Annotated in this window: 11 protein-coding genes; 7 read left to right on the top strand and 4 right to left on the bottom strand. The window is 31.6% G+C overall.

The genetic code is table 11. From position 1 onward, the window contains the following. Positions 1 to 5 precede the first annotated feature (5 nt). From JK636_RS12105 to JK636_RS12090, 4 genes are all read right to left on the bottom strand, one after another. A complete protein-coding gene (locus JK636_RS12105; RefSeq protein ID WP_202749271.1) occupies positions 6 to 2,156 on the bottom strand; it encodes a HAMP domain-containing sensor histidine kinase in 2,151 nt (716 codons plus the stop codon). After that, positions 2,134 to 2,826, bottom strand: coding sequence for a response regulator transcription factor (locus JK636_RS12100; RefSeq protein WP_202749270.1), 693 nt, complete (start codon positions 2,824 to 2,826; stop codon positions 2,134 to 2,136). The genes JK636_RS12105 and JK636_RS12100 overlap by 23 nt, the downstream gene beginning before the upstream one ends. 181 nt (positions 2,827 to 3,007) lie before the next feature. Then, the gene (locus JK636_RS12095) at positions 3,008 to 3,490 is read right to left on the bottom strand and encodes a CD3072 family TudS-related putative desulfidase (RefSeq protein WP_202749269.1); all 483 of its coding nucleotides are present in this window, start codon (positions 3,488 to 3,490) and stop codon (positions 3,008 to 3,010) included. 121 nt (positions 3,491 to 3,611) lie between these two features. Continuing rightward, entirely contained in the window at positions 3,612 to 4,181 is a 570-nt protein-coding gene (locus JK636_RS12090; protein ID WP_202749268.1) for a CD3073 family putative ECF transporter S component, read from the bottom strand. Positions 4,182 to 4,549: 368 nt separating this feature from the next. On the opposite strand from JK636_RS12090, the gene JK636_RS12085 reads away from it, so the two are divergent. From JK636_RS12085 to speD, 7 genes are all read left to right on the top strand, one after another. Next, entirely contained in the window at positions 4,550 to 5,341 is a 792-nt protein-coding gene (locus JK636_RS12085) for an ABC transporter ATP-binding protein (protein WP_202749267.1), read from the top strand. A gap of 47 nt (positions 5,342 to 5,388) precedes the next feature. After that, complete coding sequence (locus tag JK636_RS12080; protein WP_202749266.1) at positions 5,389 to 7,056, top strand: hypothetical protein; 1,668 nt, start codon at positions 5,389 to 5,391, stop codon at positions 7,054 to 7,056. A 169-nt stretch (positions 7,057 to 7,225) separates the two neighbouring features. After that, positions 7,226 to 7,567, top strand: coding sequence for a PadR family transcriptional regulator (locus JK636_RS12075; RefSeq protein ID WP_202749265.1), 342 nt, complete (start codon positions 7,226 to 7,228; stop codon positions 7,565 to 7,567). Next, positions 7,560 to 8,243, top strand: coding sequence for a DUF1048 domain-containing protein (locus tag JK636_RS12070; protein ID WP_202749264.1), 684 nt, complete (start codon positions 7,560 to 7,562; stop codon positions 8,241 to 8,243). The genes JK636_RS12075 and JK636_RS12070 overlap by 8 nt, the downstream gene beginning before the upstream one ends. A gap of 78 nt (positions 8,244 to 8,321) precedes the next feature. Beyond that, a complete protein-coding gene (gene asnA, locus JK636_RS12065; RefSeq protein ID WP_202749263.1) occupies positions 8,322 to 9,329 on the top strand; it encodes an aspartate--ammonia ligase in 1,008 nt (335 codons plus the stop codon). Between the two features lie 386 nt (positions 9,330 to 9,715). Then, positions 9,716 to 11,989: an ATP-dependent Clp protease ATP-binding subunit gene (locus tag JK636_RS12060; protein ID WP_202749262.1), complete on the top strand. Its 2,274-nt coding sequence runs from the start codon at positions 9,716 to 9,718 to the stop codon at positions 11,987 to 11,989. Positions 11,990 to 12,051: 62 nt separating this feature from the next. Next, positions 12,052 to 12,870, top strand: coding sequence for an adenosylmethionine decarboxylase (gene speD, locus JK636_RS12055; protein WP_021656114.1), 819 nt, complete (start codon positions 12,052 to 12,054; stop codon positions 12,868 to 12,870). Positions 12,871 to 12,997 lie beyond the last annotated feature (127 nt).

Below are 12,997 nucleotides of genomic sequence, written 5' to 3'. Positions count from 1 at the left end.
TGAGGTTACTTATTGAATTCAACCCTAACCTTAAATAAATCTCCATCAATGTCAATATCTAGTCGTCCGCCTTGAAGGTCTACTATACTCTTGGCAATGGCAAGCCCTAGGCCTGAGCCTTCAGTAGCCCTTGAGGTATCACCTCTTTTAAATCTTTCAAAGATTTCATCGACAACAAATTCCATTTCATAAGCTGAGATATTTTTCATGGTTATTATATTTTTATCATCATTTTCAGTGAGATCTATATATACTCTTGTGCCAATTTGAGAGTATTTAAGTATATTTCCTATAAGGTTTTCAAAAACTCTCCAAGTCTTCTTGCCGTCTAAGTTAGAATAAACCTTATGATGAGGGATGTTAACTTTGAATATAAGTCCGGAAGCTTTGATTTTTTCATCAAGTTCTGCCAGCGATTGGCTTAGTAGTTGAGCAACATCTACCTTTTCTATATTAAGCTCTACAGCACCACTTGCCATTTTAGAAGCTTCGAACAAGTCTTCAATAAGAACCTTCAGCCGCTCGGTCTTTCTCTCTAAAACTTTAATATAGCCTTCTACTTCTTCTTTCGATAAATCCTCTTTTTTCAGTAAATCTACATAATTAATTATAGAGGTAAGAGGAGTTTTTAAATCATGAGATACATTTGTAATAAGTTCAGACTTTAGTCTGTCGCTTTTCATTTGGCTTTCAACAGCCTTGCTGATACCAGTTTTCATGTTGTTTATGTTATGTGCAAGTCTTGATAAATTTCCCTTTCCTTTTTCTTTTATAACATAGCTTAGATTACCTTTTACTATTTCGTCGGTGCCTTTGATTATTTTATCTAATTTTACTATGTTTTTAAGAAGCAGGATTATAACAAAGAATACATATAATATCGTTGCAAGTATAAATAGTTCTGGGGCGGCATGGGCAGATAAAGATATTGCAGCTGCAATAACACCAAATATTACTGTTCCAATAATAAATATAATGGTTATAAACATCAGGTTTTTATCTTTTAAACATCCGAGAATAATATCTTTGAACTTATATAGCAATCCTGATTTAATTTCAGCTAAAAGATTCTCTCTGTTTTTTAAACAATTAATGATATCAGGTATGCTTATATAAAGAAAGTAAGTAAGTAAAGTAGTAAGAATAAGGTTTATGAAAAAGTCTGATGTAATTACATTCATACCCTGGTAATACAGATCTCTATAAATATTTGGTGAAATTATTAACGCGAAAAATAGTATTAGTAATTTTAGATCAAAAGGAACCTTATTATAAAGCTTTTTAGAAGCTATAATTAAAGAATGATTATCTATTTCTGCTTTTCTAGAGTATCTTAGCATCAAAACTCCAGCGGCTAAGAAGACAGGAAAAACTATTAATTGAATTATTGCAAGTATCTTATTAGTATTAAACTCCTTGCTGTTTGAAACCAGAGGGCTGGTTTTAGGTACTATTACATAACCCTCAAGTCCTAATCCGGAAAGCTGATTGCTTACATATCTGGTACTGGTGGTTGGAGAATTATTAGGCAGACTGAAAGAATATGCAGAACTGCTTTTAATATAATTTTGAATATCATCTACATTATTTAAATTACTATAGATATCACCGCTCTTGCTGTCTTTAAGATAATATTTTATATCAGTTATACTTTCATATTGTTTTTTAACTGAGTTATAGTTATCATCACTTCTTTTGGCGAGTTCTTTTTTTATATCGTCTGCAGATTTAGTATTTTGTTTTTTTATTTCTTCAAGCTTTTTGTTTTTCTCTTCTGTTAGCCTTGTTACTTTATCCTTATTTCCATTGCTTTCTGCATTTTCAATTTGTGAATCATATTGATTTTCTGTATCTTGAAGCTTGTTTTCAAGTTGATTGTCATATTGATTCTTTAAGTTGTTAAAATTATCAGTATTTATTTTGTCATCAATTGATTTCTTTCCATAGTCTTTATAATCAACATTATAATTTTTAAAGTCAGAATAAAACTCATTTAACCTGCTTTCAAATTGGCGGCTCTCAAAATAGGACTTGAAATTTAAATACTCCTTATTAACTTTAAAATTAAACATAGAACATAAAGCTAATGTAATAGAAATTAAAGATAAAACAAAGATTATTAGCTTTAAATTTTTATTTTTCAATTTTATATCCAATACCCCACACCACCTTTAAATACTTTGGATCCTTAGGATTTATTTCAATCTTTTCACGTATTCTTCTTATATGTACAGCAACGGTATTTTCACTGTTATAGCTTGGCTCTTTCCATACCCTCTCATATATTTCATCAATAGAAAATACACGTCCTTTGTTTTCCATCAAGAGCTCAAGTATTTTATACTCAATAGCAGTAAGCCTGACTTCATCACCATCTACGGTAACAAGTTTGGTATCCTTATTTAATACAAGACCTTTAATCTGAAGTACATTGCTTATAGGATTAAAGCTTTGAAAGTTTACATATCTTCTAAGCTGGGACTTAACTCTTGCTACAAGCTCTAAAGGATTGAAAGGCTTTGTAATATAATCGTCAGCACCAACATTAAGACCTAAAATTTTATCCGTATCTTCAGACTTAGCTGAAAGCATTATTATAGGAATGTGCTTATTTTCTCTTATCTTAAAGGTAGCTTTAATTCCATCCATTCTCGGCATCATAATATCCATAAGTACAAGTTGTATATCTTCTTCCTCTAAAATCATTAAAGCATCTATACCATCTTTAGCTTTAAAAACTTTAATTTCTTCATTCTTTAGATAGATTTCAATAGCGTCTCTTATTTCTTCATCATCATCAACAACTAAAACATTATATTTTGACATAAATCTCCACCCCTTCTCAAACCATTATATCACCTTCCACATAGTTTGCTGTAGCCGTAAATATATTATAAGAAATATTTTTTACAATTCAGTATTTAAATTTCTTACAAATTTCTTAAGAATATGAAAGAAGCAAAAAATAAAAAGGCGGTCCTAATTTTTAGCTAAGACCGTCTGCAATTTATATATTTAAGGTGTTTTTAATTTTACTAAATAGTTCATCACCATCTGTTTCATCATTGTAATCCTCGGGAACTTCAAAATATTTTGGATCTATACCCTTGGAGGACAAAAGTTTAAATATTTCCTCCATGAAGATTCCACGGTTTCCTGATATGCTGCAGGTTGGACTTTGATTAATACCTATAACTCCGCAGAACTCATAGCCATTTTCGATATATATAAGCAGATCATCAAGAATTGGCAAAAAGAGTTTTTGGCAAAGCTCCCTATATTCAGAGCTGTCATAATCAGCTTTTTCCATAGGCTTTCTTGTTATACCCAAAAATCTAAATTCAGGGCAGGGAAGCTGTATTATTCCCACTCCGCTTTCAACTAGATCTTTAACAAAACTAAAAGCACCTTTAGCTCTCGCAAGAGACTCAACTACGCTGTTTTGATTTAATATACAGTGACTTGTAAGTATTATCTTTTTACTCCTCATAAATACCCTCCTGTATTCCTTATAATGTCCTTAAAGATTATTAATCTTTAAGTCTCCTCATTTAGACCATTATTCAGTTTAAAAAAGGATAGAATAGTTTTTTAACTATCTATCCTTCAATTTATTGGGCAGATATATTTTTACTTTGTTTATATTGAGCTGGTATATATTTCATTGCAGTAAAAACAAGTAAGCAGGAACCTATTTTATCTATTATGTTTCCTGTGATTCTAGGAATAAATGCTGCAGAGAAAATCTGCATCCCAGAATTCTTAAAAATTAAGAATAGAAGATCATTGCCTGAACCAGTTATTCCGCCATATACCCAGACTACAATTGGAGTTCCGATTATAGGACATACTATTGAAAGTATTACTCCAGTTATTGCAGCAGTAACTATTGTGAAATCGAATTTTTTAACCATATATCCAACTATTATACCTACGGCTGCATTAACTATGAAGAATGGAATATCTTTTGGGTTTCCAGTAAGTATTGGAGTCAATACATTTGTTATTGTTCCAACAGCAGCACCATACCAAGGACCAAATAAAACAGCAGCAAAGATAGTTCCTACTGTATCTAAAAATAAAAGCGGAATTTGAAGCTTTTGAACTACTGTACCTAGTACAATATTTAATGCAATTGCTAAGGCACACATGACCATTATAAAAGTTTTTCTGTTTTGCATAAAGTATTCCCCCTAAAATAAATATCTAATAACAATATTTATTCTAAGGGCTTAGCCTATAAGAAGTAAAATAGATAATTTAAATAGATAAACTTGTAAGTATTGGTAATATTAATAAGCAAATTGATAGTAAAGTCTAAAAAGTTATGCAGAAGCCTTAAGTTACTATAAAGCAGCATCATTAAAGTGCACTATATATTGATTTCAAGAAAAGAAGATATCGCGATATCATGATAAGAAGATATATATTTAACTATTTAAATATAATTGTAATTAAAGTAAATTTATAGAATACGGCTATAAGTTATGATATAATATGTTAAAAATTGTTATTATTATAACAAACATATTTACTGGGGGGAAAGACCATGGAAAACATTAACGAACCGATTATATCTATTAAAGATTTAAGAATGAGCTATGGCTCGGAGGATGTTCTTAAGGGAATAAATATAGATATTCATAAAGGACAGATAATTGGATATATAGGACCTAACGGTGCAGGCAAAAGTACTACAGTGAAGATACTTTTAGGAATATTGAATAATTACAGAGGTACAATTAAAATTTTCGGTGAAGATATATCTAATGGAAGCATTGAATATAAAAAAAAGATTGGCTATGTACCGGAAACTGCAGAAGTTTATGAAAACTTAACAGCAAGAGAGTATCTTACGTTTATAGGTGAACTGTATGGCTTAGACTATGAAAAGGTGGATGAAAAAGCTAAGAAGCTTATGGAACTCTTCGGAATTGATAATGTGTATGACTCTAGAATATCTTCTTTTTCTAAAGGAATGAGGCAAAAGGTTCTTATTATATCAAGTTTGCTGCATAATCCGGATATATTATTTCTAGACGAGCCTTTAAGCGGGCTTGATGCTAACAGTGTTATGGTCGTAAAAGAAATAATGTCTGAGCTCGCCAGCCAAGGAAAAACAATATTCTATTCCTCACATATTATGGATGTGGTTGAAAGAATAAGCAGCAGAATTGTACTTATAAATGGTGGACAGGTTGTTGCAGACGGAACCTTTGAAGAGCTTAAAGCAAAGAGTAAGGAAGGTTCTTTAGAGGAAATATTCAACCAACTCACAGGCTTTAACCAACATAAACAAATAGCAGAAGAGTTCGTAAGTGTGCTTAGTAGTGAGGCATGACAATTAATAATTGTCATGGACCTATAAGTAATACTGGAGGGGTAATAATGAAAGATATATGGGTATTAAAGCTTTTAGATAGATTTAGTTCAATCTTTACAAAACTTGGGATTGATTATAAGATGATGAGAAAAATTGTTCAGCTTAAGCTTACTTTAGACAGCAGAAGAACAACTACAATAATGAATAATAACAATTCTGATAAGAAAAACAGAAATCAGTTTACCTATTCATTGTTTATGTATGGATTTTTGGGTCTTTTTATAGCAATCTTTATCTTTATGCCGATGCCTTTATTTATGAAGATGAATTTTATATTAGGTATGATAGTATTTATGATTATGGCCACAATGATTTCAGATTTTTCATCGGTTTTATTGGATATAAAAGATAAAAATATTCTTGTGCCAAGACCTGTAGACAGCAGAACCATTAACGCTGCAAAGCTTGTGCATATTTTTATATATCTTTTTAGTATTACTGCTGCTTTTTCCGGGCTTGCGATTATAGCTTCAATATATAAATATGGAATACTTTTCGCACTTGTTTTTCTGCTTCAGCTTGTTCTAATTTCGGGGTTTGTTATATTTTTTACATCTATTTTATATTTCTTTATTTTATCAATGTTTGATGGAGAAAAACTTAAAGATGTTATTAATTACTTTCAAATTGTGCTCAGTATAGTTATTACTGTAGGATATCAATTTATGGGACGAATTTTTAATTTGTTCGACTATAATATAGCTTATGAACCAAAATGGTGGCATTACATGATACCATCAACCTGGTTTGCTGCACCCTACAGCTTAATATTTGAAGGAAATAAATCCTTAGTTTTTATAGTATTTACTGCTATAAGCATAATATTACCATTGGCAGCTTTTATTCTTTATTTTAAAGTAATAACTCCATACTTTGAAAGGAATCTGCAAAAGCTTTCTCAAAATAATGAGAGAGTAAAGGAATCTAAAGAAAAAAAGGTTAAAAGACAAAGAAACTTCGCTGGAGTATTTACTTTTAACAGGACAGAAAATGCATTTTTTAGATTTACGCAAAATATGATTTCAAATGAAAGAAAGCTTAAGCTAAGTATTTATCCTTCTCTGGCATTTTCAGTAATAATGCCATTTATATTCATGGCAAATCAATTTGAAAAGGGCAAGAGTTTTTCACAGGTGATGTCAAACATTAGAGGTGGAAAAGCTTATCTTTTCATTTACTTTTCAAGTATTGTGCTCGCAGGAGCAGTTAAATATATTACTAGAAGCGAAAAATACAAAGGTGCATGGATATACAAAGCGCTGCCTATTGAAAAACCGGCAGATGTTTTTAAAGGAGCAATAAAGGCTGTTATACTCAAGCTAGTAGTTCCGGTATATTTAGTAATAACAGTTATATTTCTAATTATATTTGGACCTAGGATTTTATTAGACTTAACTGGCATATTTTTAAGCGCGATGCTTTTATCTATGCTCATATTCAAATTATCTAAAAAAGAACTTCCTTTTCATAAGGACTTTGCTACAACTAAAAGCAATGAAGAAGGTGCGTTGGGCCTTATGTTTGGGAGTATGGCATACTGCGGTGGATGCGCAGGAATACACTTTGCACTCGCTAAAATTCAGTATGGAATTTTAGCATATAATATTGTATTGCTTCTATTATTTATCTTGTTTTGGAATATTAGCTTTAGGTTCAGCTGGAAGGATATTTAGGAAGAGAAGAGTACGAAAAATTAATTTAACAAAATATAGCAGAAACCTATTGACCACGAAACTACTATGCATTACAATATAGTCAAGGAATACTATGTAATGCATAGTAGTTATTTTTTAACTATACTACTATGCAATACATAATAGGCTAAGATTAGGAGGGATACCTTTGAATGATAAGTCACAGCTTCTAAAAGGTACATTGGAAGGCTGCATACTAAAGATAATAAGCGATGGTGAAACCTATGGCTATGAAATAGTTTCAAAACTTCGGGAGTATGGCTTTACTGATTCAACAGAAGGTACAATATATCCGCTGCTTACAAGGCTCGAAAAGAAAGATATATTAAAGTCAGTTAAAAAAGAATCGCCTTTAGGACCGCAAAGAAAATATTATTCTTTATCAGAGCAAGGAGCAAAGGAATTAAAAGTATTCTATAACAATTGGATTGAATTTAAAGACATAGTGGATAAAATATTTCTAAATTATGGGGGAGAGATAAATGAGTAAGGTCAAGGAAGTTATCAAAAAGAATTATGAGTTGAGTAAAAAACTTAAAGAAGAATATCAAGATTTATATACAGACATTGTATGCTACATCAGAACAGCACCCCTTACTGAAAGACAGATTGAGGAAGCGGTAAATGATATTTTAGATATCATGCTTGGAGCACAGGAGAGAGAAGAAGATATTTTTAAGGTTATAGGGGAGGATTATAAAAAGTTTTGTGACGATGTAATTGAGTCTCACAAGGAAAAAAATCAAGGCATAAAAAATTTAATTGAAACAATTCCTTTATTTATAGGCAATATTGCGTTTTTAATAGGGCTTGACTTTGTATCTGAAAAAATTATCCAGCTTAAAAAACAAAGAAGTCTAGATATAGTATATAAGTTTCATCTAACACCGATAATATTAGGAGTAATATTTGTATTTATTGCTGTATATATAGTTAAGTGGATAGGAAGAACTGAAAATGAAAAGCTAAAAGGGATGAATAAAAAAGAAAAGCTGAAATTTAATTTTTTATTCGGCATATCCTATGCTTTTATAATAATTGCATCTGTAATTGCAGGACATTTTATTGACGAAGTAATACAGATTAATGTTGCATTTTATATATTAATTATACCATTATTAATTTTATTTCTACTGTCAAAAGTGCTATCCAACAAGTATGCATAAGTTACCTTTAACACTTGACTATGGTAAAATTTTGAATTATAATAAGGTAATTTTATTAATAAAATAGGGGGGCTAGGGATGTCAACAGTTGTACCAACAGAATATAAATCCTCATTGAATCTTATTGAAACAGAGATAGCCATAAAAAGTGTTAAAGATTATTTTGAAAAAAGACTAGCTGAAATGATTAATTTAACAAGAGTATCAGCTCCAGTTTTTGTGAAAAGCGGCAAAGGAATAAATGATAATTTAAACGGTGTAGAAAGAATAGTCTCCTTTGATGCTAAAGAAATAGAAGATAATACTTTAGAGGTTGTTCAATCTCTTGCAAAGTGGAAGAGAATGGCTCTTTACAGATATGGTTTTAGAGAAGGAGAAGGCCTTTATACAGATATGAATGCTATAAGAAGAGATGAGGAGCTTGATAACCTTCACTCTATTTATGTAGATCAGTGGGACTGGGAAAAGATTATTTCTAAGAAGGACAGAACCTTTGAGAGTTTGTTTGTTATAGTTAATCAAATATATCAGGTATTTAAGGATACTGAAAATTATCTGTATTCTATCTATCCAATATTTGAAAAAGTTCTTCCGCAGGATATATACTTTATAACAACACAAGAGCTTGAAGATAAATATCCTGAACTTACTCCTAAAGAAAGAGAAGATGTTATTGCTAAGGAAAAAGGTGCAGTTTTTATAATGCAGATAGGTGGACAGCTTAGGTCAGGTCAAAAGCATGATGGTCGTTCACCTGATTATGACGATTGGACATTAAACGGAGATATAGTTTTCTATTATCCTCTTCTTGACAGAGCTTTTGAAGTATCCTCTATGGGGATAAGAGTTGATGAAGAAACATTAGAAAAACAGCTTAAGCTCTCAGGCTGCGAGGAAAGAAAAAATCTTGAATATCATAAAGCAGTGCTTGAAAAAAAGCTTCCCTATACAATGGGTGGAGGAATTGGACAGTCCAGAATATGTATGTTCTTTTTAAGAAAGGCACATATTGGAGAAGTTCAATCTTCTGTATGGACTGATGAAATAATAGCAGAATGTGAGGCTAATAATATATTTCTATTATAATTGCCTAAGTTTTATGGATTAAAAAGTGAGGAAAGAATATAATAGACTTATAACCCTGTATGAAAATTACAGGGTTTTTAACTTTATAAAGTTTAAAATAATAATTATTTGTAAATTTAAGATTATTAGTCATTTTACTGTAGATTATTTGCTAAAATTAATTATAATATAAAGATATATTATTATTTAGATGACTATTCGTAAACAAGAAGGTTGAAGCCATAAATGGGCTTCGACGGGTAAGCTGCGAATGGAAATGAGTGCTTTAGAGTACCAAGTGTTTCGACTGAAAGGAGGTAAAAGTCCTAAATGGACTTTTACGGGTAGTCTGCGAGTGTGAACGAGCATGTTTAGAGTACCCAGTGTTTCGAATGAAAGGAGAAAATATGAAACTGTGTTCAATTTGCAATAAAAATATAGCTACAATTTTTACTGCCAAGACAGTAGAAGGAAAAACAGAAACTGTTGGTGTATGCCTTCAGTGTGCTAAAAAAATGGGAATACCGGTTATAGATCAGCTTATGCAGCAAACAGGCATGAGTGCAGACGATATTGAAAATTTATCTGAACAGATGAATGACATGCTTAAAGATGTCAATATGGAAGAGCTAGGAAAGAATGATATGTTTATGAATCTTATGAATGGTGCTTTTCCGGCAGAGCCTATGGACTTTAATGAAAAAGAAGAAACAAAATCGATTCCGGATTCTAAGGCTAAAGATAAGCCAAAGGATAAAAAAGAGGAAAAGAAAAAAACTAAAAGAAAGTATCTGGATACTTACGGAACTAATTTAACTGATAAGGCTTTAGAAAAGAAAGTAGACAAGGTCATTGGAAGACATCGTGAAATAGACAGAGTTATACAAATTTTAAATAGAAGAAGTAAAAATAATCCTATTTTAATTGGTGAGCCAGGGGTTGGTAAAACAGCTATAGCTGAAGGCTTGGCTGTTAGAATTGCTGAGAAGGAAGTACCTGCCAAACTTTTTGATGCAGAGGTTTATCTTTTGGATTTAACTGCTGTTGTTGCAGGAACTCAGTTTAGAGGGCAGTTTGAAGGAAGAATGAAATCTATAATTGATGAAGCTAAGGAAAACGGCAACATCATTTTAGTTATAGATGAAGTTCATAATATAATTGGTGCTGGAGAAGCCCAAGGCGGAGCTATGAATGCTGCAAATATACTAAAGCCTGCTCTTGCTAGAGGCGAAATCCAGGTAATAGGTGCAACTACCTTAGAGGAATACAGGAAGCATATAGAAAAGGATTCAGCTCTAGAGAGAAGATTCCAGCCTGTAATGGTAGAAGAACCTACTGTTGAGGATACCATAGAAATATTAAAAGGTATAAGGCATTATTATGAAAACTACCATACAGTGCATATAACTGATGAGGTTATTAAAGCAGCAGCTGTAATGTCTGAAAGATATATAACAGATAGATTTTTACCAGACAAGGCTATCGATGTTATTGACGAAGCTAGCTCAAGAGCTAATCTTAAAAATAAGGGTTTAGTTGAACTTAAGGCTGTAAGAGAAGAATTAAAGGCAATTGAAGAGAAAATTGAAGATGCTGCTGAGAAAACCGATTATGAAAAAGCAGCAGAATACAAAGTTGAAAAATATAGACTTCAAGATAAAATTACTAAGCTTGAAAAGGAAACAAGTGATGTTTATTTAACGGTTGAAGATATTGCTTATGTAATTGAAGCTTGGACGAAGATACCTGTGAAGAGTATAACTGAAGAAGAAGCAGAAAAGCTGCTCCAATTAGAAGATAGAATTCATAGAAGGGTCATAGGACAGCATGAGGCTGTTGTAGGACTTTCAAGAGCAATAAGAAGAAACAGATTAGGCTTTAGAAAGAAGAGGAAACCTGCTTCCTTCATATTTGTTGGCCCTACTGGAGTAGGTAAAACAGAGCTTGCAAGAGCACTTTCCATTGAGCTTTTTGGAAGTGAAGAAGCGTTAATAAGAATAGATATGTCTGAATATATGGAAAAGCATACTGTATCTAAGCTTATCGGGGCGCCTCCAGGATATGTGGGATACGATGAAGGAGGACAGCTGACTGAAAAGGTTAGAAGAAGACCTTATTCAGTAATACTTCTAGATGAAATCGAAAAAGCTCATCCGGATGTATTTAATATGCTGCTTCAAATACTTGAAGATGGAAGGCTTACTGATAGTCAGGGAAGAACCGTTTATTTTGAAAATACAGTCATAATAATGACCTCAAATGCAGGAACTAACTTTAAAAGCAACAATATAGGCTTTGGAAAAGAAGGTTATGACGCTTTGGAGAATAAGGTAAAAGAAGCCTTAAAAGAATATTTTAGACCGGAGTTTTTAAACAGAGTAGATGAAACCATAGTATTTAAGCCATTAGCTAAGGAAGAACTTCATAAAATTGTAGAATTAATGCTTAATGAAGTTTTAGAGGAAGTTAGAGAAAAGGATATAAACATCGAAATTTCTGAAGAGGTTAAAGACTTCCTTATTACAAAGGGCTATGATGAAAAGTATGGGGCAAGACCTCTTAGAAGATCTATACAAAGATATATAGAAGATGAAATTTCAGAAAGCTATCTTCATAAAAGAATTCATGAGGGATCAAAAGTAAATATAACTTTAGAAAATGGAAATATTGTATTGAAGTAAAAAAAGTTATATACTATAAAGCATGGGTGTAATACTTTTCACGTAGAATAGAGGGATGAATTTTGGATGTAAACAAAGAAGATAAATTAAAATTGTATGGTTTTAATAACTTAACAAAATCGCTTAGCTTCAATATATACGATATCTGCTATACAAAGACAGAGGAAGATAGAAAAAAGTATATTGAGTACATCGATGAACAATATAATTCTGAAAGGCTCACTAAGATTTTAACTGATGTTACGGAAACTATTGGTGCTAGTGTGCTTAATATTGCGAAGCAGGATTACGACCCACAGGGAGCAAGCGTTACACTTTTGATTTCAGAAGAAGAAGTTCCTTTATATGTGCTTGATCCATCCTGTAACAGGGGGGTTTTAACTCCGGCTCGTGAAAATATAGTAGGGCATCTTGATAAGAGTCATGTAACTGTGCATACTTATCCTGAGAGTCATCCTCAAAACGATATAAGTACCTTTAGAGTTGATATTGATGTTTCAACCTGTGGAACGATTTCTCCTCTAAAAGCTTTGAATTATCTTATAGACAGCTTTGATTCAGATGTTATTACAATAGATTATAGAGTAAGAGGTTTTACTAGAGATATACATGGATATAAGCATTTTATAGACCACGATATAAACTCTATACAAAACTTTATTTCGAAAGATACAATTAATAGATACAATCTCATTGATATGAATATTTTTCAATCAAGTATATTTCATACAAAAATGAGAGTCAGAGATATCAATCTGCCTAATTATCTTTTTGAAGTCAGAGAAGAAGATTTAAGTCCTGAGGAAAGAGAAGAAGTAATAAAAAAGATTGATAGAGAAATGACAGAAATATTTTTTGGGATTAATGTACCTAATGTTTAAAATAAAGACCTTGTGCTTGGATTTTTTAAAGCACAAGGTCTTTATTTTTTTGAAATTTATACTTTGCCATAATAAGGTGATAAAGTTTTGTGAAAATGATTCGAAATATAATATATACTTAAAATTT

Source organism: Clostridium rhizosphaerae, from assembly GCF_016765585.1.
Classification (GTDB): Bacteria; Bacillota; Clostridia; order Clostridiales; family Clostridiaceae; genus Clostridium_AT; species Clostridium_AT rhizosphaerae.
This window is presented reverse-complemented; position numbering and strand designations above follow the sequence as displayed.

Coding starts and splice junctions, on each gene's coding strand:
- JK636_RS12095 (WP_202749269.1), bottom strand. CDS start 3,490: ATGAGGAGTAAAAAGATAATACTTACAAGTCACTGTATATTAAATCAA.
- asnA (WP_202749263.1), top strand. CDS start 8,322: ATGTCAACAGTTGTACCAACAGAATATAAATCCTCATTGAATCTTATT.
- JK636_RS12070 (WP_202749264.1), top strand. CDS start 7,560: ATGAGTAAGGTCAAGGAAGTTATCAAAAAGAATTATGAGTTGAGTAAA.
- JK636_RS12060 (WP_202749262.1), top strand. CDS start 9,716: ATGAAACTGTGTTCAATTTGCAATAAAAATATAGCTACAATTTTTACT.
- JK636_RS12090 (WP_202749268.1), bottom strand. CDS start 4,181: ATGCAAAACAGAAAAACTTTTATAATGGTCATGTGTGCCTTAGCAATT.
- JK636_RS12080 (WP_202749266.1), top strand. CDS start 5,389: ATGAAAGATATATGGGTATTAAAGCTTTTAGATAGATTTAGTTCAATC.
- JK636_RS12085 (WP_202749267.1), top strand. CDS start 4,550: ATGGAAAACATTAACGAACCGATTATATCTATTAAAGATTTAAGAATG.
- JK636_RS12100 (WP_202749270.1), bottom strand. CDS start 2,826: ATGTCAAAATATAATGTTTTAGTTGTTGATGATGATGAAGAAATAAGA.